The following is a 22037-nucleotide window of genomic DNA, read 5'->3' on the forward strand; positions in this document are numbered from 1 at the left end:
TTAGTTGCTTTCTTGGTTCATGAGGTAATCAGTCACTTTGTCGAGATAGTCGCCTGTGACGATCTCCGCCGCCTTGGGTGTGAGCCGCCCTCCGGCCTTGCCTGGCACCGTGGTCAGCAGGTCCCGTTTCCGGGCCTCTTTCAGGTGGCCCCGGATCGTCTCGGGCCGCTTGTGGGCCAGTGCGGCAAGGTGTGCGGTGACGTTGGGGACGGCCTGAGAGACAGCCCGTACGTAGGACTCGGCCAGGAAAGCCAGATACGCGTCTGAGACCCCCTCGGAGTTCAGCAGCCAGCGCAAGCCCTCTCCTTCAGGGTCCTGCCCGATCTCACGCTCCGTGCTGGTCGGCCTCACGGAACGGAACTGCTCGCCTGCCTTCTTGAAGTCGATCTGTCGCAGCACCGTGGAAGCCACGCCGCCTTGCGTGTCGGCAGGGTCAGCGTCTGGGCGCGGGGTGATCAGCACCCGGGTGGGGCCGCTGGCCGGGTCTGCGTCAGCGGCCCAGCACAGCAGTACGCGCCACGGCCCGATGTCCTGCGTGATCTCGATGTGATCCGTCATACCCACACCTTACCACACGGGGTTGTCACACCTAGGTTTGCCAGACAGGGTTGACGCGGCGTAGTGTGAGAGATGGGGCGAGGGCCCCGCCGGTCAGCACAGAGGAGAAGCATTTGACGAAGCTGATGACCATTGACGACGTGGCCGAGGCCCTGAACGTGCCGAAGCACTGGTTGTACGACAACTGGAAGCGCGAGCAGATTCCGTTCAAGAAGATCGGGCAGAAACTCCGATGCCGCCCCAATGACCTTGATCGATGGATTGACCTACAGGCAGACGCATGAACAACTGACAGGAAACCACCACTAGGCCCCGGCCCAAGAAGCCGGGGCCTTTCTCGTGACAGGAGAAACATGCTTCATGTGTTCAATCCCGCTAAGGGGAACAAATGGCTGTACCTGGAGATGATCCGGGACCAGCGCACGGAGGGCGACCTAGACATTGGTCGGAACGGCATGGAATACGTGCTCGGCGTTCTCGCCCATTTGAACAATGCGACCGGCAAGACCTTCGTTGCCGACTCGACGATTGCCAAGCAGGCAGGCTACGCCGGAAACAACCACAAGTTCGGCGCCGTACGCGAGGTGATGCAGGACGCCGGATATCTTCACGTGTGGGGCAAGAAGGGGCGAGCGTTCGAGGTGTCGCTACTCGTGCCCGCAAGGCTCCACGAGCAGTACGAGGAACTGTCGATGAGTACCAGGAAGGTGCAGACACACCCCGGAGCTTCCCCCATGGGGGAACTAACTCACAACTCAGTACCCGGTACTCAGATCCCGGGACTCCAGACCCGGGACTCTAAATCTCAGGACTCAGTAACTCACGACCCGGAAGGTCGTGAACGTGGTGGAGATGAGACCTACTCTCATCCTGCTGAGGGCCGTGAAAACCGGCCCTCAATGTCCATAGCCTCGCCTGCCAGCTCTGCGCTGCGCTCCGAGCCGTCAGGCTCGGGCAAGACTGCTATTCCTGCCTCACCTAGGGTTCCCCGCAACCTGGTGTGTTGCGGGACAATCACCCACGGGCCTAGTTGCCCACACCGGGATACTCCCCCCTGGTGACCACCACAGTGGTAGGGACCTTGGTCCACGCCGGCCTCGGGACTAAAGTCCCGAGTTCCAGAGGCGGTGGTTCGGAATGGCGTTTGAACCCACTCTATCTATGTGGGAGAGAAATTTTTTTTCCGGCTTCGTGCCGCACAAGTGACCTTGCGGCACCTCTATATAAGTGGAGGGTGTTACGAAAGCGCTGATGTAACACCTCTATAGAAGTGAGGGTTAGTTACTCCGTCCTTCTCCCTTTGCCCGCTCGCTGCGAAGCGCCGGGCCAAGCTCAGTCAGGACGAGACCGAAACCGGTGGTGGTTGGCGGTAGAGGTCGGCGGGTTCGAATCCCGCTCTGAGCACTCGCAGGATTCCCGCTGCTGACGATCCGATCCAGACCCGGCGGGGGTCCTGCTTTTTATTTGCCCACCATCTTCGATCATCCAGAAGATGACACGAAAGGAGACCTATTCCATGGTCAACCTGTCCGCCTTCCAGAAGCGCCGCAATGAGCTGAACCTGACCTATGCGCAGACGGCTAGCCGGTGCGGCCGTGCCGAGTCCACCGTTTACCGGTGGCTCACCGGCCAGAGTCAGATGTCCGTGTACGACGTGGTGGCGCTGGCTCACGCTCTCCGCATTCCCTTTCCCGATGTGGTGGAGAACCTGAAGAACGCCGTTGAGGGCCGTGCAATGGCCGCCGAGTACCGGCGGTCCGAGGCCGAGCGCTCCAGCACGCTGAAGTCCGCCTCACAGGCTGACGCACGCCACTTCGTGGATATGCGGCGTCGCGCCGCCTAACCCACCCCCGCAGCAGGAGGTATCCCACTGCACCACCCCAATCCCTAAAGGAGAAATCCAATGACTTCCATGCGTGAAGCCATCAACAACAACGACATTGCCACTTCCAACATGGTGGCCGGTGCTTCTGTCGCCATGCTCGGGGCAGAACTGGTTCTCGGTAAGACCGTGTTCCGTGACGCCGAAGCCGACTTTCAGGGCGGCCACGGTTCCACCGTGCGTATCCGTGTGCCAAAGTCCATAGCCCCGAAGAAGTTCGAAGGCTCCATGGATGCGATTGCCCAGCGCATTACCGAGCAGACCGTCAGCCTTACGCTCGACACCTATGCGGCTAACCCGGTCGATCTCACCGCAGAGGACATGACGCTAAATGTCCAGGACTTCACCACGCAGGTGGTGATGCCGCAGACCGTCGGCCTTGCCGAATACATCGAGCAGACGGTTGCCAGCGAATTCCAGAAGAAGATCGACACCACGACCACCACTGACGGGGCACTCGTCATCGATCCGGCCACCCCGCGCAACGCAATCACTTCGGCCGGGGCCGTTCTGGACAAGGCCCGTGCGACCGGGGGTGCTCGTTGGCTTGTGGTGGACCCGGACATCAAGAAGGTGCTTCTTGATGACCCGAACCTTTCCCAGGTTGCGGACGCCGGTGATTCCGGCGACGCACTCCGAGAGGCCACCATTGGGAAGCTGTACGGCTTCAACGTCGTGATGTCCCCCTTTATCAAGGGGGCACTGGCCTACACCGGTCACGCCTATGCCGTTGCCATTAAGGCCCCATCGGTTCCTATGGGCCTGGTCGGCAAGTCCGTGAAGGACGAGCACGGACAGAGCTACGCCATGACGTGGCACATGTCCTATAACCCGGACTCCGACAAGGAGCGGTCTGTCTGCAAGACCTTCATTGGCGTCACGGAGATTGACTCCGTGCGCTCGGTCGGCTTGAAGCTGAAGGCTTCCTAAGCCAGGCACAGAAGGGGGCCGCCGAGAGCGGCCCCCTTTCTTCATTCAAGAGGAAAGAGTGAGCGATGTGGCCTGACAGGCAGGACGTTATCCGTCGCGCAGTGAAGCCGGAGAAAACCATCTTGGATGTGTACTTCGGGCCGGACGCAACCACGCCAGCGATTGAAGAGGAGTTCAACCTATACACCGCCCGAGCAGTAGGCGAATCGATCGCTATGGAATATGCGGCAAGGTTGCACCGGGCAGAGTGAGGCACACGGACTGATCGACACAGAGTGAAAGATTCAGTCGAGTTTGAATCGTTCGCTTCTTTTGATCGAGTTTCATTTCGCGTAATTCTTTTTCGGTTTCACTGAATGCTTCGTGAAAAAATTTGAAAGAAAACAAGGCGAGATGGGTGGGGGTGCCTCCCTGAACACTTTCTTCCTGACCGAGGCGTCATAGGGGTTCCGAAACGCCGCAGGTCAGAAACCCTCTTCGGGAGTGGCGTCGGAGGCTCTATAGAGCGGCAAAACCCATTTTGGCGACGTACTCCAGGAACGTACTCAGAACGCACAGAAGGGCGGCCGGCATGGCCCGCAGGACACCCGCTCAGCGCATCGAGGTTGAGCTACTCGACAAATACGAGACGGATGGAATTCGCCTATCCGGATTCGAGAAACGCTACGTGGAATCAGCGGCGCAGCATTTGGCACAGGCTGAACGCATGGATCGACTCGTCAAGGAACAGGGCCGCATGATCGAGGGCGGGAACCGTCGGGGCGTGTTTGTTCTTCATCCGGGAATTGCCGAGGCGCGGCAATCGCGCGCACTCGCTGACGCAATGCTGAAAATGGTGCAGAAGCCCACGATGGCGCCGAGGGTCAGGAACACGCCCTCGCGTCGAGACTTGGGGGCGGCATAGTGGCGGAGTGGGTCGAAGAACCCGAGGACGACCGCGACCACGTAGAAGCTGCCATGCGTCGGTACGTGCGGTACCTCGGCATGACGACAGACGAGTACCTGGCCCACGTGCGCGGACCGAGCGTCACGCCGGCCAGCACGGAGGGTGAGGGAAGCTGAGCCCCATGGTCGGGAGGGTGGACGCTCGGTCATTCTGCTCGGCAGGCCCCGGGCCTGCGGCCGTAGCGAAGCGATAGCCCCGGCCCGTGACGAGCCCTGGCCTCTTTGCTGAGGGGCCTACCGCAGCGGACACATCAGTTCCGGCTCGGCCTGGTTCGGAGAACAGCACACCAGAGCCACAGACAGGAACGAGGGGCGTTCGAGATAGAAGCCGTGCGACACGTCCCCGCCCCAGCAGAGCCGTTCGGCAGCAGAGCTGACCAGTACCGCCAGCCGCGTCGTGTCGCGGTCCGTCTCGGAGGCGAACCGGGGCGCGTACGCGGCGAGCTGGTCCCCGAGCCATTGTGCGGCCTCTTTCGGCTCGTCCCAGGTGCCCCGTACCAGCCTGCCGGGCTTGGTGAGCCAATAGGCCGTCTCCAGCGGAGGAAGGTCCACGACGGGGAACTCCGCCTTCACCAGCCGATAGCGTTCAACGAGCCGCTTGCCTGCCGTGTCGTCGTCACCGGCCGGAGCAGGGGGCGGGTCAGGGTGGGCAGGCCGCCGCAAAGCCTCCTCGTCGAACCGTGTTTTGGAGCCGGTCCACAGATAGCCGTGGTAGTGCAACTGGTGGTCCTCGTCAGGGCAGTTGAAGGCGGCCCCCGCCCTTCCCAGAGAACGGAGGCCGCCGGTCAGGGAGCGGCTGTTCAGGCCGAGAGGCCGAAGCGGGCCGGGTCGATACCGGCCGCGTCCAGTTCGGCGGTGGTGAACCTCAGCGGCTCCGCGCTGGGCCGCTTGCTGTCGCCCAGCGCCCACGCATCGGGGCCGATCTTCGCGAGGGTCGCGCAGGACTCGCCGTCCGGGTGCGTGTTACCCCCGCACGCCTTGAGGAACGTGGCTCCGTCGATGGGCAGGCTGTAGAGATCGGTTCGGGACATGGGTGCGCCTTCCTGCGGGGAGATCAGTGAAGGGGCAGGCTCAGAACGGGTACTGCTCCGGCTTCTGCACGTACACAACCCCAGGGGCAAGAGCCGTCGCGGACTCCCGAAAGAGTTCGTCCAGCATCGACCTGGGACCGTCCCGCATGGCATTGGTCAGACTCTCGGCCAATAGAGCGGCCTCCGACGGAAGCAGGACCATTTCTGTGTCTGCCATGTGCCGACCGTTCTTCGTCAACCACATCGGGACACGAATGTTCCCCTCATCATCCCGGTACGCCTTACGGCTCGGGATCGGGTCCATCCGCCAACCCCGTGGGATGCCCTGCCTGTGGTTCTTCGGTTCGGTCGGCATGGGTACATCCTCGGGCCGCAGAGGCGAAACCTCTAGTCCGTTTCCTGTTGCCTCAAGAAGTCATTCCGAATGCCTGCCACGAGGTCCCGCATGCCGTCGCCGGTAACAGCCACTCGCTCGAATTTCCGGAACTTGTTCAAATACAGTTCGATATCTGGAATTTCGGTGGTGGTGATCTCAGCGTGTGGGACTTCGATGGTGGCTAGCCGGGTATCGAAAAGAACGAATGCCGATGTAGGCAATCCTGGCTTGGCTCCCCGTTGTGGGATCACGCCGATGTTGATGTTAGGGAATCTCGACATGCTGATGATCTTGTCTAGCTGCATTGCCATCGGCCGCGCCCCGATGATCTCCCAGCGGAGCACTGATTCGGTAATCAGAAAATGGAAGCTTCGCCCCTCGTCGTGCAACACATCGTGCCGCTTGAGTCGAGCGCCGACCATCTTCTCCAGTGCTTCCTCGGTAAGATCCCAGTCTTTGAGGATTCCCCTCACATATTCGGGGGTCTGGAGTAGCCCGGGAACGCAAGACGGCTGAAATAGCCTGAGTAGCGTGGTGCTGGCCTCAATGGCCCTGATCTCTTCCTGGTGCTTGTGGAGTCCCGAGCGTCGGTAGATACGCCACGCAGTGGCTTCTGTGGCTACCTGCCGGGCAATCTCCACGAGCCGGGCCTTCATCTCCCCGGAAACGTCCAAGGCCGTCAGGATGCGTTCTGCGTCGATGACGCTAGGTGCAAGGGCCCCGTTCTCAATCTTGCTGAGTTTGCTTGGTGACATGGCAGCGCCACGGGCCACGACTTTGGCCTGCTTCCCGCTGGCCTCTCGTAGTTCCCGCAGCGCCTGCCCGATGTCAACGTTGTTCACTCGCCGTGCTGTGCCCACCAGTCGGAGAACGGCACGGAATGTCGCATCGCGACATCCCGAATTCCGTGCCATTCGGATGCGTCGGACTGTAGTTCAGCCCCGAGGAACTTCCCATTCTCAACGTAGTTCATCGAGGCGACCTGAGATTCGTCGAACATCCAGAAATCCGGTACGCCGGAAACCGGGTTCTCCTGGTCGGTGGTGTCGAGAATGAAGAACTCTTCCCCTGCCGTCTGATTTTTGACGTAACCCCATCCGAGTTCGAAGCGGAGATAATCCGTGAGCGGTCGCGAGACCACGTGGACGCGATAGATCCGCTTGCCCGCTTCAGTGTGTGCGCGCACGTCGTCAACCCACTGCTGATTGTACTCGGCAGGCTGAGGGTCACCGGCGAGGAAAGCACGGATCATTTCCGGGTTGGATGAACCGCTGTAATCGTCCAGCGTTTCCAGCCGGAACGCTTCCCGCTCGAAGGTGGTGAAGAGTTTTCCGAACTCATCCGTTGAGATATTCACGGGCGTACCTCTCGATGATGTGGGCGGGGATGCGGACTACGGATTCCCCCGCCGGAACGTCGATTCCGGCCGTCTCCGCCTCGCTGGTGTTGTACCCCTGGACGAGTAAGTCACCGGTGCCGTCAACGGCGTACAGGGTGGCGCAGGTGCCGCCCTCGCATTCGCCGACGAGTCGCCTAGCGGGCATGTCTTCCCCCTGGTGTGAGGTTGTGTGTCCGATGCTCCCGAGCGCGTGACAGGGGGTCAAGGTGTGCCAGTTGAGAGAACAGGAAACCGCGCTCCCCGGCAGAGCGTCTTGGTCAGCACGACACCATCGCAGTGCCCCCAACCACTCCGAAACGGACTCCACCAGACCCAGCACGGAGTCAGCACGGGTACGCAAAGAGCCCCGGAACGAACCGGGGCTCTAAGCCTGTGACCTGCGGGTTTGGTGTCACAGGGGAGTCGTGTTAGCTGCGCGGCTTCCATACCGTCCGCACATGCATGCCACAGTGCCACGCCAGACCAAGGGGAGAGATGGACACCGGTCATATCACCGACGTATGGGACAGGGTTTTCGGCATCCAGCCCGACCCGCCGCCCTGGCTCGTCGTCGTCACGGCGGTGGTCGCGCTGGCCGTGATCACCCCGTACCGCGCCTGGCGGCTGTCCCGCAACGCCATCACCATCGCCCACGAGGGCGGGCACGGCCTGGTCGCGCTGCTCAGCGGGCGCCGGCTGTCCGGCATCCGGCTGCACTCCGACACCTCGGGGCTGACGGTCTCGCGCGGCAAGCCGACCGGCCTCGGCATGATCCTCACCGCCGCCGCGGGCTACGTCACACCGTCGCTGCTCGGGCTCCTCGGCGCCTGGCTGCTGGCCTCCGGGCACATCACGGCGCTGCTGTGGGGCGCCACCGCGCTGCTCGCCGCGATGCTGCTGATGATCCGCAACGCGTACGGCGTGCTGACCGTCGTGCTGGCCGGCGCCGCCTTCTTCCTCGTCTCCTGGCTGACCGCTCCGGAGGTGCAGGCGGCGTTCGCGTACGCGGTCGTCTGGTTCCTGCTGCTGGGCGGCGTACGGCCGCCCTTCGAGCTCCAGGGCAAGCGGCGCCGCGGCCGGGCCGGGGACTCCGACCCCGACCAGCTGGCCCGGCTCACCCGTGTACCGGCGGCCGTCTGGCTGGGCCTCTTCCACGTGGTGACGCTGTGCTCGCTGGCGGGCGGCGGGCGCTGGCTGCTGGACGTCTGAGCCCGTACGGTCGCACGTCCGCGCCGGCACGGCCCGCGCACCGGCGTCCGCCGGGCGCGCTCCGGAGCGCACCGCCGGGAGCGCGGCTCCGCACAGTGACCCCGCCCGCACTATCAGTGCCGTGTTTCCCGCAGGTTGCGCCGCTTTTGATCAAGATCTGCACACCGGTCGAGCCATTAAAGTGAAGGGCATGACCGAGAGCCCCGTGCAATCCGCCCTCTGGCCCGCCCCCGTAGCTGCCGGGGCGGTCGACGCGACCGTCACCGTGCCCGGCTCCAAATCGGTCACCAACCGTGGCCTCGTCCTCGCCGCCCTGTCCTCCGAACCCGGCTGGCTGCGCCGTCCGCTGCGCTCCCGGGACACCCTGCTGATGGCCGAGGCGCTGCGCACGATGGGCGTCGGCATCGAGGAGACCGCCCCCTCCAGCGCCGCCTCGGCGGCCGGCGCGGACGGCGGTGGCGGCGAGGCCTGGCGGGTGATCCCCGCCGGACTGCACGGCCCGGCCACCGTCGACGTCGGCAACGCCGGCACGGTCATGCGCTTCCTCCCCCCGGTCGCGGCCCTCGCCGACGGCCCCATCCGCTTCGACGGCGACCCGCGCTCCTACGAGCGCCCGCTCGACGGCGTGATCAACGCGCTGCGCTCGCTCGGCGCCCGGATCGACGACGACGGCCGCGGCGCGCTGCCGATGACCGTGTTCGGCGGCGGCGCGCTGGAGGGCGGCGCCGTGGAGATCGACGCCTCCTCCTCGTCGCAGTTCGTCAGCGCGCTGCTGCTGTCGGCGCCGCGCTTCAACCAGGGCGTCGAGGTACGGCACGTCGGCGCGGCGCTGCCTTCGATGCCGCACATCCGGATGACCGTCGACATGCTGCGCAGCGTCGGCGCGCAGGTGGACACCCCCGAGTCGGGCGGTGAGCCGAACGTCTGGCGGGTCACCCCCGGCGCCCTGCTGGGCCGCGACCTGATCGTCGAGCCGGACCTGTCCAACGCCCAGCCGTTCCTCGCGGCGGCGCTGGTCACCGGCGGCCGGGTGACCATCCCCGACTGGCCCGAGCGCACCACCCAGCCCGGTGACGCGCTGCGCGAGATCTTCACCGACATGGGCGGTTCCTGCGAGCTGACCGAGCAGGGGCTGACCTTCACCGGCAGCGGCCGCATCCACGGCATCGACGTCGACCTGGGCGAGGTCGGCGAGCTGACCCCGGGCATCGCCGCGGTGGCCGCCCTCGCCGACTCCCCGTCCACCCTGCGCGGCGTCGCCCACCTGCGGCTCCACGAGACCGACCGGCTGGCGGCGCTCACCAAGGAGATCAACGAGCTGGGCGGCGACGTCACGGAGACCGAGGACGGCCTGCACATCCGGCCGCGCGCGCTGCACGGCGGCATCTTCCACACGTACGAGGACCACCGGCTGGCCACCGCCGCCGCGGTCATCGGGCTGGCCGTGCCGGGCGTACAGGTCGAGAACGTGGCGACCACCGCCAAGACGCTCCCCGACTTCCCCGCCCTGTGGACCGGGATGCTCGGCGAGGCGGCGGCCCCCGCCCGGAGAGGCTGAGGCCCGTACGACCATGCGCCGCTACGGCAAGAACCCCGACGAGGACGACGTCCGCGTCCGTCCCAACCGCAAGGGCAACCGCCCCCGTACGAACATCCGCCCCAAGCACGAGGACGCCAGCGAGGGCCTGGTCCTGACCGTCGACCGCGGCCGGATCACCTGCCTGATCGAGGACCGCACGGTCATCGCGATGAAGGCCCGCGAACTGGGCCGCAAGTCCGTCGTGGTCGGCGACCGGGTCGCGGTCGTCGGCGACCTGTCCGGCGCCAAGGACACCCTCGCGCGGATCGTCCGGGTCGAGCCGCGCAGTTCCACCCTGCGGCGCACGGCGGACGACGACGACCCGTTCGAGCGGGTGGTCGTCGCCAACGCCGACCAACTCGCGATCGTCACCGCGCTGGCCGACCCGGAGCCGCGGCCGCGGCTGATCGACCGCTGCCTGGTCGCCGCGTACGACGCCGGGCTCGACCCGCTGCTGGTCCTCACCAAGTCCGACCTGGCCTCCCCCGACTCGCTCCTGGAGTCGTACGGCACGATCGGCGTCCCGTACGTCGTCACCAACCGCGTCGAACTGACCGACGGCACCGCCGCCGAGCGGGTGCGCGAGCGGCTGCGCGGGCACATGACCGCCTTCGTGGGGCACTCCGGCGTCGGGAAGACCACCCTCGTCAACGCGCTGGTGCCGGACCGCAAGCGGGCCACCGGGCACGTCAACGCGGTGACCGGACGCGGCCGGCACACCACGACCTCCGCCCTCGCGCTCCCCCTGCCCGACGACTCGGGCTGGGTCATCGACACCCCGGGCGTGCGCTCCTTCGGCCTGCACCACGTGGACCCGTCCCGGGTCGTCCTCGCCTTCCCCGACCTGGTGCCCGGCACCGCCGACTGCCCGCGCGCGTGCAGCCACGACGAGCCCGACTGCGCCCTGGACCAGTGGGTCGCCGACGGCCACGCGGACCCGGCGCGCCTGTACTCGCTGCGCCGGCTGCTGGCCACCCGCGAGCGACGCGAAGGGGACTGATCGCTCAAGTTTGCTGCCCCAGCGCCGAGGTTAAATGCATAATCACACCAAGGCTGGCGAAGCGGTCACGGACCGTAACGGAGGCAATGGACATGGCGTGGCTGCTCGTCGTGGTGGCAGGGCTCCTGGAGACGGGGTTTGCGGTCTGCCTGAAGCTCTCCCACGGTTTCACCCGGCTCTGGCCCACCATCGCCTTCGCCTGCTTCGCGCTCGGCAGCTTCGGCCTGCTGACCCTCTCGCTGAAGAAGCTCGACGTCGGTCCGGCCTACGCGGTGTGGACCGGCATCGGCGCCGCCGGCACCGCCGTCTACGGCATGGTCTTCCTCGGCGACATCACCTCGGTCCTCAAGATCGTCTCGATCTCGCTGGTGATCATAGGGGTCATCGGGCTGCAGTTGTCGGGGTCGGCGCACTAGCGCTAGGCGCGACCGCGTCCGCACGGCTCACGGGCGGTGCGCGGCGTGCGCGAACGCGGTGTGGAGCTGGCGGGTCAGGTCTTCCGGTTCGGCGGGGGCCACGACGTACGACAGGGTGAGGCGGGCCGCCGTCGCGCAGGCGGTGCCCAGTTCGGGGAGGTCCTCCTTGGGCCAGTCGGCCTCCAGCGCGGCCATCGCGCGGTCGCAGAAGCGGCCCACCAGCTCCGTCGGGCCCGGTGGCGGCCCGTCCATGTGCGCCCCCGCGCCCCCGGAGCGCACCCCGCGCCGGTCCGGCACCCCACCCGCCGGCGTGGGCAGGCGCTCGCTCCAGCAGCCCGTCAGCGCGGCCCGTATCAGCGGATTGGTCCGCGCGGCCCGTACGGTCCACGCGGCCGCCGCCACGACCCGTCCTTCCACGCCGCCGCCCGCCGCCGGCCCCGGTTCCTCCAGGGCCCGGGTCACCCCGGCGAGATAGCCCTCCGTCTCCCGGCGCACCAGGGCCCGCGCCAGCCCTTCCTTGCTGCCGAACTCGTTGTAGAGGGTCTGCCGGGACACCCCGGCCTCGGCCGCGACATCGACCATCCGGACGCCTGCCCACGGCCTGGCCGCGAGCGCCGCGTAGGCGGCGTCCAGCAGGGACTCACGCGCTGTAGGCATCGTCGCCTCCCAGGCCGCCCGGCCCAGATGGCCGGTGTGCGCACAGGATTGACTCACCACCAGGGGCTGTCAAGGGTCCGTACGCGCCGGGGAACCGTGGTCATGTGGCTCGTCCCGTATACCAATCGATACTGTTCGCACATGCCCGACTATCACGATGACCTCCGCCTCGGCCACGTCCTGGCGGACGCCGCCGACGCCGCGACCATGGAGCGGTTCAAGGCACTCGACCTCAAGGTCGAGACCAAACCGGACATGACTCCGGTGAGCGAGGCCGACAAGGCGGCCGAGGAACTGATCCGTGGTCATCTGCAGCGCGCCCGCCCGCGGGACGCCGTTCTGGGCGAGGAGTTCGGCAGCGAGGGCTCCGGCCCGCGCCGCTGGATCGTCGACCCCATCGACGGTACGAAGAACTATGTGCGCGGGGTACCGGTCTGGGCCACGCTCATCGCCCTGATGGAGCGCGGCGAGGGCGGCGACCGGCCGGTGGTCGGCGTCGTCTCCGCGCCCGCGCTCAACCGCCGCTGGTGGGCGGCGGAGGGCCTGGGCGCGTACACGGGCCGCAGCCTGACCTCCGCGAGCCGCCTCCAGGTGTCGCAGGTGGGCCGCGTCCAGGACGCGTCGTTCGCGTACTCCTCGCTCACCGGCTGGGAGGAGCAGGGCCGCCTCCCGGGCTTCCTGGAGCTGTCCCGGGACTGCTGGCGCACCCGCGGCTACGGCGACTTCTGGCCGTACATGATGGTCGCCGAGGGCTCGGTGGACATGTGCGCGGAGCCGGAGCTGTCGCTGTGGGACATGGCGGCCTGCGCCGTCGTGGTGCAGGAGGCGGGCGGCCGGTTCACCGGGCTGGACGGCGTGCCGGGCCCCCACAGCGGCAACGCCGCGGCCTCGAACGGCCTGCTGCACGAGGAGCTGCTCAACTACATCGGTGACGGGCGCCGCTGAGGCACCGTCCGGGCCGTACGCGCGTACGAGCCCGCACCCGGGGGCGTGGAAACGGTGATCGTCCGTTCCGCGCCCCTTGTTGCCTTCCCGGGCGCATGTGAACATGAGAACACCGAAGCTTGTGAACTTGTGAAATCCTTCGCAAGGTGCCCTCGCAAGCCTCAAGGAGGTGGCTCCATCCCATGCCCATGTACGTGCGCAACGCCATGAGCACGGTGGTCCTCACCATCGGGCCCGCCCACACACTGCGCCAGGCGGCCCGTCTGATGTCGGCCCGCCGTGTCGGCGCGGCCGTCGTCCTCGACACCGACACCAGCGGGCTCGGCATCCTCACCGAGCGCGACATCCTCAACTCCCTGGGCGCGGGCGAGGACCCGGACCGGGAGACCGCGCAGGCCCATACGACCTCGGACGTGGTCTTCGCCGCGCCCGGGTGGACGCTCGACGAGGCCGCCTGCGCCATGGTGCACGGCGGCTTCCGCCACCTCATCGTGCTCGACGGCCCGGAGCCGGAGCCGGTGGGGATCGTGTCGGTCCGCGACATCATCCGGTGCCGCACCACGGTCCCGGAGCAGCGCGTGGGCCCGGAACGGCGCGCGGGGCGGGCCGACGCCGTACCGGCGTGAGCGCACCCGCGCCACGCGTACGCGAAGAGGCCGGAGCCCATTGGCGTCCGGCCTCTTCGGTGTTACGGCAAGGGATGGGTCAGCCGCGCAGGGCCTGGACCGCGGCCTCCAGCCGCTTGCCGTAGTCGGGGTCCGCCTTGCGGAAGTTCTCGATCGCGCGCTGGGCGATGTCGTCGCGCGAGACCTTCGAGATGAAGCCCGCCAGATTGTCGATCAGGCGCTCCTTCTCCTCTTCCGTCATCAGGCGGTACAGGTTGCCGGCCTGCACGAAGTCGTTGTCCTCGGCGTGCGAGGGCGCGGGCTCCTCGCCGGTCGTCCCGGACACCGCGATCGGCTGCCACAGCGGGCGGTCGGTCTGCACCGGGCCGCCGAAGCTGTTCGGCTCGTAGTTCTTCGCGCGGCCGTGGCGGCCGTCGTAGAGGTAGCCGTCGCGGCTGTGCGAGCGGGCCTCGGTGGCGTGCGGGCGGTTGACCGGCAGGTGGTCGGCGTTGATGCCGACGCGGTACCGGTGGGCGTCGGCGTACGCGAACAGCCGGCCCTGGAGCATCTTGTCGGGCGAGGGGCCGATGCCCGGCACGAAGTGGTGCGGGGAGAAGATCGACTGCTCGACCTCGGCGAAGATGTTCTCCGGGTTGCGGTTGAGCTCCAGCTTGCCGATCTCGATCGGCGGGTAGTCCGCGTGCGGCCAGACCTTGGTCAGGTCGAACGGGTTGAAGCGGTACGTCGCCGCCTCGGCGGCCGGCATGATCTGCACCTGGACGGTCCAGCTCGGGAACTCGCCGCGCTCGATCGCCTCGCGCAGGTCGCGCTGGTGGCTGTCCGGGTCCTCACCGGCGAGCTTGGCGGCCTCGGCCGCGGTGAGGTTCTTGATGCCCTGGTCGGTCTTGAAGTGGTACTTGACCCAGAAGACCTCGCCGGCCTCGTTGTTCCACTGGTAGGTGTGCGAGCCGAAGCCGTCCATGTGGCGGTACGAGGCCGGGATGCCGCGGTCGCCGAACAGCCAGGTCACCTGGTGGGTGGACTCGGGCGACAGGCCCCAGAAGTCCCAGACGTTGTCCGCCTCCTGGGAGCCGGTGTAGGGGTCGCGCTTCTGGGTGTGGATGAAGTCGGGGAACTTGATGGCGTCCTTGATGAAGAACACCGGGGTGTTGTTGCCGACGAGGTCGTAGTTGCCCTCTTCGGTGTAGAACTTCAGCGCGAAACCGCGCGGGTCGCGCACCGCGTCGGCGGAGCCGAGGTTGCCGGCGACCGTGGAGAACCGCAGGAAGGTCTCGGTCTGCTTGCCGGCCTCGGAGAGGAACTTGGCGCGGGTGTAGCGCGACATGTCGGCGGTGGCCGTGAAGGTGCCGTACGCGCCGGCGCCGCGGGCGTGCACCACGCGCTCCGGGATGCGCTCACGGTTGAAGTGCGCGAGCTTCTCGATCAGGAGCTGGTCCTGGATGAGTCCGGGGCCGCCGACGCCGGCCGTCTCGCTGTTCTGGTTGTCCGCGACCGGTGCCCCGGCCTCCGTGGTCAGCGGTCCGGTGCTGCTCTGTACCGACACGTGCGCCTCCTGAGTCATGAACCTGCCCTTGGCTTGCGCCGTAACGAATCCTACATTGGACATTGTCTAAGTCAAGATGATCCCGAAACTCGTACCGAATCCGGTGATGGACGGACCACTGCTACCCTTGGCCTTATCTGACTGATAGGTGATTGGCATGAGTGACCTGCTGGAACGGCTCCGGGAACGCGGCTGGCGGCTGACCGCGCAGCGACGCGTCGTCGCCGAGGTCCTCGACGGGGACCACGTCCACTACACCGCCGACGAGGTGCACGCGAAGGCGACCGAGCGCCTGCCGGAGATCTCGCGCGCGACCGTCTACAACACGCTGGGCGAGCTGGTCTCGCTCGGCGAGGTGCTGGAGGTCAGCACGGACGGCCGCGCCAAGCGGTACGACCCCAACGCCCACCACGACCACCAGCACCTGGTGTGCTCGCGGTGCGGGACGATAAGGGACGTGCACCTGGACAGCGACCCGCTCGCCGCGCTCCCGGTGCCGGAACGCTTCGGCTTCCAGGTCTCCGAGGTGTCGGTGACCTACCGCGGCATCTGCCCGAACTGCCACTCGCACAGCTGAGCCCCGGCGACGGCCGCGCCCCGCGCCGCCGCGCCGACCGCAGAAGAGCCCGCCCGGGACGGCGCGGGCTCTTCGGCGTGCGTGCCTTCCGTACCACCGGCACCGGGGATTACGTCCCGCACCTCGGGTACCCGGCCCGGAGCCGTATCCCGACCAGGAAGGGACCGTACTGATGGTGCGCAAGAAGGTCGAAGGCGACGAGGACCAGCGCCGTGCGGCGGCCCGTGAGGCCCGCGCGGCCGGCGAGGCCCCCAGCGCCCGGCAGGCGACCACCGGCGCCTCCAAGCAGCGCACGCGCGAGCCGGAGAAGGCGGCGCACGAAGAGCGGATCGCCACGCGGCACCGCGGCAAGCAGGACGAGCCGCACGAGCCGACGCTCCCGCCTCCCGAGCGCGCCGCGCCGCTGCCCTCGCACGGGGACGGCGGGCGCTACACCTCGGCCCACGAGGAGACCCTCCGGGCACTCACCGAGGCACAGGCGGAACACGGCGGCGACGGCGTGTACCTCCAGGACATCGCGCGGCGCTCCGGGAGAGAGCCCGAGGAGACCCGCCTCCTGGTGCACGACCTGGTCGACAAGTTCCGGGTGGCCAGCGAGCTGCAAGGGGTCGAGGACCCGGATCTGGGGCAGCGCTACGAGGTCAAACCGCGGGGGCAGTGACGCAGCGCGTCCCCTTGTTGGCGTTTTCGCCAGGATTGCCAGGGCACCCAGCGTCCAGGAGGTGGTCACCGTGCCCGAGCCCGGCAGCAAGGACTACGACAAGCGCCGCGCCCGGCTCCGCAAGGACGCCGAGAACAGCGGAATCAACGATCAGCAGGCCAACCAGGAGGCCAATGAGACCCTCCAGGACGACGAGGGCCTGCGCAGCAGGGGTCCGCGCACCGAGCGTGGCCGGGGCCCGAAGGGCGAACGCCGCGGCGAGTGACAACGCCCGGGCACCGCGCCGCACCATGACGAAGGCCCGGATCCTGAGGATCCGGGCCTTCGTCTTCAGTAGCGGGGACAGGATTTGAACCTGCGACCTCTGGGTTATGAGCCCAGCGAGCTACCGAGCTGCTCCACCCCGCGCCGTTGTGTGTCTACTGTACCCACACCGCACCGACCAGCGCAAATCACTGTCCGTCGCGCCAGGGCCGAAGGTGTCGGCAGGGGCGGCCGGACGGATCGCGCCGTACGGGGGCGCCCGGCGTGCGCCCCCGTACGTCCGGCCCTACGCGGTCAGCTCCTCCTGAAGCGCCTCGCGCAGCCGTGCCGCGCGCTCCGCCACCTCCGGCGGTCCCAGCTCCACCGCCCGCCGGCACCACTGGTGCCCCTCGGCGAGCGCGCCGCGCCGGGCGGCGAGCAGGGCCAGGCGCAGGGCGGCGCGCCCGTGGCCGTCCTCGGCCGCGCGGGTCCACCACAGCTTGGCCTCGGGCAGGCTGCCCTCGCGCGCGAGGAGCAGGCCGAGGTTGAAGGCGCCGTTGCGGCTGCCCGCCTCGGCCGCCGCGCGGTACCAGCGGGCGGCCTCGACCACGTCGCCCCGCGCCGCCGCGAACATGCCGACCCGGACCTGGGCGCGCCGGTGCCCCTGGTGCGCGGCGTGTTCGTACCACCGGGTGCACTCGTCGTTCCGCCGCCGCTCGACCGCGCCGCCGTCCCGGCGGTCCAGCAGGTCGGCGAGGCGGAACGCGGCCTCGGCGCTGCCGCCCTCCGCCGCGCAGCGCAGGTTCCGCTCGGCGGCCTCCGTGTCGCCTTCGCGCAGTTGGACGATGGCGACCTGGAGGGCGGCCTCGGTGTGGCCGGCCGCCGCGGCGCGCTCGTACCACTCGTGCGCCATCCGCTCCGCGCCGCGCTCCGCGTACAGGATGCCGAGGTTGAAGGCGGCGTCCACGCTGCCCGCCTCGGCGGCCTTGGAGAACCACGGCTCGGCGCCGGCCGAGTCGCCGCGCTGGAGCAGCATGATGGCGAGCGCGTTGGCGGCCTCGCGGTGCCCGGCGTAGGCGGCGCGGCGGTACCACTGCTCGCCGCGGCCGTCCCGGCCCTGCTCGGCGCAGAGCAGACCGATGTTGTACGCGCCGTTCACATCGCCGGCGTCGAGCGCGGCGCGGTACCAGCGCTCGGCGGTCTGGGTCTCGCCGCGGTCGGCGTGCAGCGCGCCCAGCGCGTTGGCGGCGTTGCCGTCGCCGTCCTGGGCGGCGCGGCGCCACCACTCGGCGGCGCTCTCCTCGTCGCCCGCGTCGCGCAGCAGGAAGCCCAGCGCGCAGGCGGCCCGCGCCTCCCCGCCCTTGGCGGCGGTCAGGTACCAGCGGCCGGCCTCCTGGGTGTCCCCGCGCTCCTCCAGGAGCGTGCCCAAGTGCAGGGCGGCGCGGCGGTGCCCGCGGGCCGCGGCCTGGCGGAACCACTGCTCGGCCTCGGCCTCTACGGCGGCGTCGCGCCCGCCCACGGCCTGCGCGCGGCCCTCCAGGAGGCGCGCCAGGCGGTACGCGGCCTCGCGGTGGCCGCGCTCGGCGGCGGCCCGGAACCAGCGCTCGGCGCCCACGTCGCCGCGGTGCTCCAGGAGGTCGGCGAGGGCGTACGCGCCCAGGCAGTGGCCCGACTCGGCGGACTGGCGCAGCCAGTACTCGGCGGCGGGCTCGTCGCCGCGCTCGCGGTAGTAGCGGCCCAGCGCGTGCGCCGCCGCGGCGGACCCGGCGACGGCCGCGATGCGCCACCAGCCCGCCGCCTCGTCCGCGTAGCCCCGCTGGTGCAGGAGTACGCCCAGGTTGTTGGCGGCGGCGCGGTCGCCCGCCGCGGTGGCGGAGCGCAGGTACGGTTCGGCGCCGTCCAGGTCGCCGCGGCGCAGCAGCAGCGCGCCCAGCACGCTCATGGCTCCGGTGTCGCCGGCGTCGGCGGCCCGGCGGTGGTTCGCTTCGATCACGGCTTCGGACGCCTCGGCCGGGGCGTCGGCCTCGATGGCGTCGAGCGGCAACTGGTCGTCACGCTGGTCCGGAAGCACGGTCTCCCGTCCGTCCGGCGTCCCGGATTCGCGCCCGTCGTCGGGCGCGTGCACAAACCGGCCTGTCTCCAACAACCTTGCCTTGTCCCCCATGAGGGCCATCGTCGCACCACCCGCAACCCGCGTACACCTGGTATACCGCACCCAGTGAGGTCACTACAGCGTTTTGTCGACTTCCCGACACAGAGACATGCCAAACTCCGTTCCCTCCAGTTCCGTTCACACCTGAAGACGGCGCGACCCTCCGGGCGTGTCGCCCGGGGTGTCACCCGGAGCGCCCGCCGGGTGCCGCCCCACACACGACGAAGGCCCGGATCCCAAGGATCCGGGCCTTCGTTTCCAGTAGCGGGGACAGGATTTGAACCTGCGACCTCTGGGTTATGAGCCCAGCGAGCTACCGAGCTGCTCCACCCCGCGCCGTTGTGCCTCCACGGTACCACGGCACGGAGGTGGTGCCCGGCCCACGAGGGGCCGGGCCGGTGCGTCAGCCGCCGTTGGCGTCGCCGTTCTTGCCGGCGCCGCCCTTCTGCGCCTTCTTCTCCGCCTCGGCCGCCCGGTCCAGGGCCGCCTTCAGCTTCTTCTGGGCCTCGCCGTAGCCGCCCCAGTCGCCGTCCCTGCGGGCCTTCTCGCCTTCCTCGTACGCCTTCACGGCGTCGTCGAGGGCCTGTTGGACCGTCTGGTCGGCCGGCGGCCGCTGACCCGTGTCACCGCCGCCCGGCGGGTTCTGGTTGCCGGAGCCCGGCGGCTTCTTGCCGAAGACGACGTCCAGCGCCTCGGCCAGGTTGTTGCCCAGCACGGGGTCGTTCTCGCCGTAGCTGACCAGCACCTTCTTCAGCAGCGGGTAGTTGGTGCCCGCGCCGCGCAGATAGACCGGTTCGACGTACAGCAGGCCGCCGTTCATCGGGACCGTGAGCAGGTTGCCGTACTCGATCTCGGAGTCGCCGAGCTTCTTCAGGATGTTCAGCTCATTGGCGATCTTCGGATCGGAGTTGAACTTCGACTGGACCTGCTGCGGTCCCGGCACCGGCGTCTGCGACGGCAGTTTCAGCACTCTGATCTTGCCGTAGTCGGCGCTGGTGGCGTTGGCGTCGACGGCCATGAACGCGCCCAGATTGTCCCGCTTGTTGGGCGTGAACGTCGTGGTCAGCGCGAAGGTCTGGGCCTTCTGGTCGGGCATCTTCAGGCTCTGGTAGTACGGCGGCACCGAGTTGCCCGACTTGTTCGTCGGGTCGTTCGGGACCTGCCAGCGCTCGCTGCCCGTGTAGAAGGTGTTCGGGTCGGTGACGTGGTACGTCGTCAGCAGCTGGCGCTGCACCTTGAAGAGGTCCTGCGGGTAGCGCATGTGCTCCATCAGGGACTTGCTGATGGCGCTCTTCTTCTCGACCGTCCCGGGGAAGGACTTCATCCAGGTCTTCAGGACCGGGTCCTTGGTGTCCCACTGGTAGAGCTTGACCGAACCGTCGTAGGCGTCGACCGTTGCCTTGACCGAGTTGCGGATGTAGTTGACCTGGTTCTGCTGGGCCACGACCGCCCGCTGACCGTCGGTGAGCGAGTCGGCGGTGGTGTCGCCGAGCGTGGTGCGCGAGGCGTACGGATAGCCGTTGCTCGTCGTGTAGGCGTCCACGATCCACTTGATCCGGCCGTCGATGACCGCCGGGTAGGCGTCGCCGTCGATGGTCAGCCAGGGGGCGACCGCCTCCACGCGCTCCTTGGGCGTACGGTTGTACAGGATCCGCGAGCCCTCGCCGATGGCGCCCGAGTAGAGGATCTGCGGCTCGCCGAACGCGACCGCGTAGGCGGCGCGGTTGACCGGGTTGGCGAGGTTCACCCCGCTCTTGCCCGTGTAGCTGTAGCTCTTCTCGCCGCTCTTGTCGGAGGAGTAGTCCAGCTCCTTCTGCGGCCCGCCCACGATCGAGTACTGGGTGGTCTTCTCGCCGTAGTAGACGCGCTGCTCGTAGGGCCCGAACTGGCCCTTCGAGGGAAGCTCGCTCTCGGTGTAGGCCGGCTCGCCGCCCTCGGCGAACGTGGTGCCCTTGGCCGCCACCGCGCCGAACCCGTGGGTGTACTTGAAGTGGTCGTTGATCCAGTTCCGCTCGGAGACGCCGTTCAGGTTCAGCTCGCGCAGACCGATGACGGTGTCCTGGTCCTTGCCGTCCTTGTCCTTGTAGCGGTCGACGTCGAGGGTGGACGGGAACTGGTAGTAGCTGCGGACCTGCTGGCGCTGCTGGAAGGACGGGGAGACCACGTTCGGGTCCAGCAGGCGCACGCTCGCCGTGGTGTCGGCGGCGTCCCGCAGCTTCTGGCGGTCCGCGTCGTCCTTCGGCTTGTAGTTGCCGTCGTAGCCCTGTACGTCGACACCGTTGATGTCATACGCGTCGCGGGTCGCCTTGATGTTCTGCTTGATGTACGGCGCTTCCTTGGCCTGCTCGTTCGGCTGGACCTGGAACTTCTGCACGATGGCCGGATACAGACCGCCGATGAGGACCGCGGAGAGCACCATCAGGCCGAAGCCGATGACCGGCAGCTGCCAGGTGCGCCGCCACAGCGTCGCGAAGAAGAGCACCGCGCAGATCGCCGCGATGAAGAACAGGATCGTCTTCGCCGGGAGGTAGGCGTTGGCGTCCACATAGCGCAGGCCGGTCCAGCCGTCGGCGGACTTCAGGCCGCTGGACTTGACCGCCAGGCCGTACCGGTCGAGCCAGTACGCGACGGCCTTCAGCGAGACGAAGATGCCGAGCACCACGGACAGGTGACCGGTGGCGGCGCCCGTCGCGCGCGAGCCGGGGCTCGTCAGGCGCAGCCCGCCGTACAGATAGTGGGTCAGCGCCGCGGCGATCAGGCATAGCACCGCGCAGGCGAAGCCGAAGCTGAGCAGGAAGCGGTACCAGGGCAGGTCGAAGGCGTAGAACGAGACGTCCTGGCCGAACTGGGGGTCCTTCTGGCCGAACGGCACGCCGTTCACCCACTGGAGCCACGTACGCCACTGGCCTGAGGCCGACGCGCCGGCGATCAGGCCCACCACGGCGGTGACCGCGACCAGCGCCCACTTCTTGTAGGGCGCGATGCCCATGCGGTAGCGGTCCAGGCTCTGCTGCTCCATGGACATCGCGCTGAGCGGCGGCCGCAGGCGGTGCGCCAGCCAGATGTTGACGCCGACCGCGGCGGCCATCAGGAAGCCGAAGGCGAAGAACAGTCCGATCTTCGTCCACAGGGTGGTGGTGAAGACCGAGGAGTAATCGACCGACCGGTACCAGAGCCAGTCGGTCCAGAACCCGGAGAACATGACGAAGAGCATGGCCAGCACGGCCAGCACGCCCAGTGTCATGAACAGGGTCCGGACCCGCCGGGACGGTCGGCCGACTCTGATCCGTGGCCCTGTCGGGCCTCCGCCGCGGTCCGGCATCTGGAAA

Annotated in this window: 24 protein-coding genes and 2 tRNA genes; 14 read left to right on the forward strand and 12 right to left on the reverse strand. The window is 68.0% G+C overall.

Translation table 11 applies throughout. The features are described from left to right. Nucleotides 1-558: a hypothetical protein gene (locus CP973_RS33620; RefSeq protein WP_150247570.1), complete on the reverse strand. Its 558-nt coding sequence runs from the start codon at nt 556-558 to the stop codon at nt 1-3. Nucleotides 559-671: 113 nt separating this feature from the next. On the opposite strand from CP973_RS33620, the gene CP973_RS33625 reads away from it, so the two are divergent. From CP973_RS33625 to CP973_RS33645, 5 genes are all read left to right on the forward strand, one after another. Next, nucleotides 672-842 (forward strand): helix-turn-helix domain-containing protein, encoded by a 171-nt coding sequence (locus CP973_RS33625; protein ID WP_244410178.1) that lies wholly within the window; start codon nt 672-674, stop codon nt 840-842. A 69-nt stretch (nt 843-911) separates the two neighbouring features. Further along, the gene (locus tag CP973_RS33630) at nt 912-1619 is read left to right on the forward strand and encodes a hypothetical protein (protein WP_150247572.1); all 708 of its coding nucleotides are present in this window, start codon (nt 912-914) and stop codon (nt 1617-1619) included. Between the two features lie 455 nt (nt 1620-2074). Then, entirely contained in the window at nt 2075-2401 is a 327-nt protein-coding gene (locus tag CP973_RS33635; RefSeq protein WP_167538560.1) for a helix-turn-helix domain-containing protein, read from the forward strand. 69 nt (nt 2402-2470) lie between these two features. Beyond that, complete coding sequence (locus CP973_RS33640; RefSeq protein WP_167538561.1) at nt 2471-3370, forward strand: major capsid protein; 900 nt, start codon at nt 2471-2473, stop codon at nt 3368-3370. A gap of 571 nt (nt 3371-3941) precedes the next feature. After that, on the forward strand, nt 3942-4274 hold the full coding sequence (locus CP973_RS33645; protein ID WP_150247578.1) for a hypothetical protein: 333 nt from the start codon (nt 3942-3944) through the stop codon (nt 4272-4274). A gap of 275 nt (nt 4275-4549) precedes the next feature. Here CP973_RS33645 and CP973_RS33650 read toward each other — a convergent pair whose 3' ends face one another. From CP973_RS33650 to CP973_RS33675, 5 genes are all read right to left on the reverse strand, one after another. Then, a complete protein-coding gene (locus CP973_RS33650) occupies nt 4550-5035 on the reverse strand; it encodes a hypothetical protein (protein ID WP_150247580.1) in 486 nt (161 codons plus the stop codon). An 80-nt stretch (nt 5036-5115) separates the two neighbouring features. Further along, nucleotides 5116-5346, reverse strand: coding sequence for a DUF397 domain-containing protein (locus CP973_RS33655; RefSeq protein ID WP_150247582.1), 231 nt, complete (start codon nt 5344-5346; stop codon nt 5116-5118). Nucleotides 5347-5733: 387 nt separating this feature from the next. Next, nucleotides 5734-6564, reverse strand: coding sequence for a helix-turn-helix domain-containing protein (locus tag CP973_RS33665; RefSeq protein WP_150247587.1), 831 nt, complete (start codon nt 6562-6564; stop codon nt 5734-5736). Further along, the gene (locus CP973_RS33670) at nt 6561-7079 is read right to left on the reverse strand and encodes a DUF6879 family protein (RefSeq protein WP_150247589.1); all 519 of its coding nucleotides are present in this window, start codon (nt 7077-7079) and stop codon (nt 6561-6563) included. The genes CP973_RS33665 and CP973_RS33670 overlap by 4 nt, the downstream gene beginning before the upstream one ends. Then, entirely contained in the window at nt 7060-7266 is a 207-nt protein-coding gene (locus tag CP973_RS33675; protein WP_073758361.1) for a hypothetical protein, read from the reverse strand. The genes CP973_RS33670 and CP973_RS33675 overlap by 20 nt, the downstream gene beginning before the upstream one ends. A gap of 329 nt (nt 7267-7595) precedes the next feature. On the opposite strand from CP973_RS33675, the gene CP973_RS33680 reads away from it, so the two are divergent. The 4 genes from CP973_RS33680 to CP973_RS33695 all read left to right on the forward strand — a co-directional run bounded on the left by CP973_RS33680 (nt 7596) and on the right by CP973_RS33695 (nt 11304). Continuing rightward, nucleotides 7596-8309, forward strand: a complete 714-nt coding sequence (locus CP973_RS33680) for a M50 family metallopeptidase (protein ID WP_003983259.1) — start codon at nt 7596-7598, stop codon at nt 8307-8309. 190 nt (nt 8310-8499) lie between these two features. Next, nucleotides 8500-9867 (forward strand): 3-phosphoshikimate 1-carboxyvinyltransferase, encoded by a 1368-nt coding sequence (gene aroA / locus CP973_RS33685; protein ID WP_150247591.1) that lies wholly within the window; start codon nt 8500-8502, stop codon nt 9865-9867. 13 nt (nt 9868-9880) lie between these two features. Further along, the gene (rsgA, locus tag CP973_RS33690) at nt 9881-10888 is read left to right on the forward strand and encodes a ribosome small subunit-dependent GTPase A (RefSeq protein WP_150247593.1); all 1008 of its coding nucleotides are present in this window, start codon (nt 9881-9883) and stop codon (nt 10886-10888) included. Between the two features lie 92 nt (nt 10889-10980). Next, entirely contained in the window at nt 10981-11304 is a 324-nt protein-coding gene (locus tag CP973_RS33695; RefSeq protein WP_150247595.1) for a DMT family transporter, read from the forward strand. Nucleotides 11305-11331: 27 nt separating this feature from the next. Here the strand turns inward: CP973_RS33695 and CP973_RS33700 are convergent, their stop codons facing one another. Beyond that, complete coding sequence (locus tag CP973_RS33700) at nt 11332-11961, reverse strand: TetR/AcrR family transcriptional regulator (RefSeq protein ID WP_150247597.1); 630 nt, start codon at nt 11959-11961, stop codon at nt 11332-11334. 141 nt (nt 11962-12102) lie between these two features. Between CP973_RS33700 and hisN the strand changes: the two genes are divergently transcribed. Together hisN and CP973_RS33710 are read left to right on the forward strand one after the other, a co-directional pair. Beyond that, nucleotides 12103-12906, forward strand: coding sequence for a histidinol-phosphatase (gene hisN, locus CP973_RS33705; protein ID WP_150247599.1), 804 nt, complete (start codon nt 12103-12105; stop codon nt 12904-12906). A gap of 188 nt (nt 12907-13094) precedes the next feature. Continuing rightward, a complete protein-coding gene (locus tag CP973_RS33710; RefSeq protein ID WP_150250662.1) occupies nt 13095-13532 on the forward strand; it encodes a CBS domain-containing protein in 438 nt (145 codons plus the stop codon). Between the two features lie 79 nt (nt 13533-13611). Here the strand turns inward: CP973_RS33710 and CP973_RS33715 are convergent, their stop codons facing one another. Continuing rightward, the gene (locus CP973_RS33715) at nt 13612-15093 is read right to left on the reverse strand and encodes a catalase (protein WP_030587372.1); all 1482 of its coding nucleotides are present in this window, start codon (nt 15091-15093) and stop codon (nt 13612-13614) included. A gap of 139 nt (nt 15094-15232) precedes the next feature. On the opposite strand from CP973_RS33715, the gene CP973_RS33720 reads away from it, so the two are divergent. From CP973_RS33720 to CP973_RS33730, 3 genes are all read left to right on the forward strand, one after another. After that, entirely contained in the window at nt 15233-15652 is a 420-nt protein-coding gene (locus CP973_RS33720) for a Fur family transcriptional regulator (RefSeq protein WP_150247601.1), read from the forward strand. A 172-nt stretch (nt 15653-15824) separates the two neighbouring features. Then, entirely contained in the window at nt 15825-16313 is a 489-nt protein-coding gene (locus CP973_RS33725) for a hypothetical protein (protein WP_150247603.1), read from the forward strand. Nucleotides 16314-16383: 70 nt separating this feature from the next. Continuing rightward, nucleotides 16384-16578, forward strand: a complete 195-nt coding sequence (locus CP973_RS33730) for a hypothetical protein (RefSeq protein ID WP_208853348.1) — start codon at nt 16384-16386, stop codon at nt 16576-16578. A 69-nt stretch (nt 16579-16647) separates the two neighbouring features. Here the strand turns inward: CP973_RS33730 and CP973_RS33735 are convergent. The 4 genes from CP973_RS33735 to CP973_RS33750 form a co-directional block, all read right to left on the reverse strand. Beyond that, nucleotides 16648-16721 (reverse strand) — tRNA-Met (locus CP973_RS33735). 142 nt (nt 16722-16863) lie between these two features. After that, nucleotides 16864-18729, reverse strand: coding sequence for a tetratricopeptide repeat protein (locus CP973_RS33740; RefSeq protein ID WP_244410179.1), 1866 nt, complete (start codon nt 18727-18729; stop codon nt 16864-16866). Between the two features lie 241 nt (nt 18730-18970). Further along, nucleotides 18971-19044: transfer RNA gene (locus tag CP973_RS33745), tRNA-Met, on the reverse strand. Between the two features lie 67 nt (nt 19045-19111). Further along, nucleotides 19112-22030 (reverse strand): UPF0182 family membrane protein, encoded by a 2919-nt coding sequence (locus CP973_RS33750; protein WP_150250665.1) that lies wholly within the window; start codon nt 22028-22030, stop codon nt 19112-19114. Between the last annotated feature and the right edge of the window lie 7 nt (nt 22031-22037).

It is taken from the genome of Streptomyces albofaciens JCM 4342, assembly GCF_008634025.1.
Taxonomy (GTDB): domain Bacteria; phylum Actinomycetota; class Actinomycetes; order Streptomycetales; family Streptomycetaceae; genus Streptomyces; species Streptomyces albofaciens.

Bases quoted from the DNA above. Each gene is read 5' to 3' on its own strand.
- rsgA (WP_150247593.1), top strand. From the start codon at position 9,881: ATGCGCCGCTACGGCAAGAACCCCGACGAGGACGACGTCCGCGTCCGT.
- CP973_RS33655 (WP_150247582.1), bottom strand. From the start codon at position 5,346: ATGTCCCGAACCGATCTCTACAGCCTGCCCATCGACGGAGCCACGTTC.
- CP973_RS33620 (WP_150247570.1), bottom strand. From the start codon at position 558: ATGACGGATCACATCGAGATCACGCAGGACATCGGGCCGTGGCGCGTA.
- CP973_RS33695 (WP_150247595.1), top strand. From the start codon at position 10,981: ATGGCGTGGCTGCTCGTCGTGGTGGCAGGGCTCCTGGAGACGGGGTTT.
- CP973_RS33645 (WP_150247578.1), top strand. From the start codon at position 3,942: ATGGCCCGCAGGACACCCGCTCAGCGCATCGAGGTTGAGCTACTCGAC.
- CP973_RS33680 (WP_003983259.1), top strand. From the start codon at position 7,596: ATGGACACCGGTCATATCACCGACGTATGGGACAGGGTTTTCGGCATC.
- CP973_RS33700 (WP_150247597.1), bottom strand. From the start codon at position 11,961: ATGCCTACAGCGCGTGAGTCCCTGCTGGACGCCGCCTACGCGGCGCTC.
- CP973_RS33710 (WP_150250662.1), top strand. From the start codon at position 13,095: ATGTACGTGCGCAACGCCATGAGCACGGTGGTCCTCACCATCGGGCCC.
- aroA (WP_150247591.1), top strand. From the start codon at position 8,500: ATGACCGAGAGCCCCGTGCAATCCGCCCTCTGGCCCGCCCCCGTAGCT.
- CP973_RS33675 (WP_073758361.1), bottom strand. From the start codon at position 7,266: ATGCCCGCTAGGCGACTCGTCGGCGAATGCGAGGGCGGCACCTGCGCC.
- hisN (WP_150247599.1), top strand. From the start codon at position 12,103: ATGCCCGACTATCACGATGACCTCCGCCTCGGCCACGTCCTGGCGGAC.
- CP973_RS33720 (WP_150247601.1), top strand. From the start codon at position 15,233: ATGAGTGACCTGCTGGAACGGCTCCGGGAACGCGGCTGGCGGCTGACC.
- CP973_RS33630 (WP_150247572.1), top strand. From the start codon at position 912: ATGCTTCATGTGTTCAATCCCGCTAAGGGGAACAAATGGCTGTACCTG.
- CP973_RS33740 (WP_244410179.1), bottom strand. From the start codon at position 18,729: ATGGCCCTCATGGGGGACAAGGCAAGGTTGTTGGAGACAGGCCGGTTT.
- CP973_RS33750 (WP_150250665.1), bottom strand. From the start codon at position 22,030: ATGCCGGACCGCGGCGGAGGCCCGACAGGGCCACGGATCAGAGTCGGC.
- CP973_RS33725 (WP_150247603.1), top strand. From the start codon at position 15,825: ATGGTGCGCAAGAAGGTCGAAGGCGACGAGGACCAGCGCCGTGCGGCG.
- CP973_RS33640 (WP_167538561.1), top strand. From the start codon at position 2,471: ATGCGTGAAGCCATCAACAACAACGACATTGCCACTTCCAACATGGTG.
- CP973_RS33635 (WP_167538560.1), top strand. From the start codon at position 2,075: ATGGTCAACCTGTCCGCCTTCCAGAAGCGCCGCAATGAGCTGAACCTG.
- CP973_RS33715 (WP_030587372.1), bottom strand. From the start codon at position 15,093: ATGACTCAGGAGGCGCACGTGTCGGTACAGAGCAGCACCGGACCGCTG.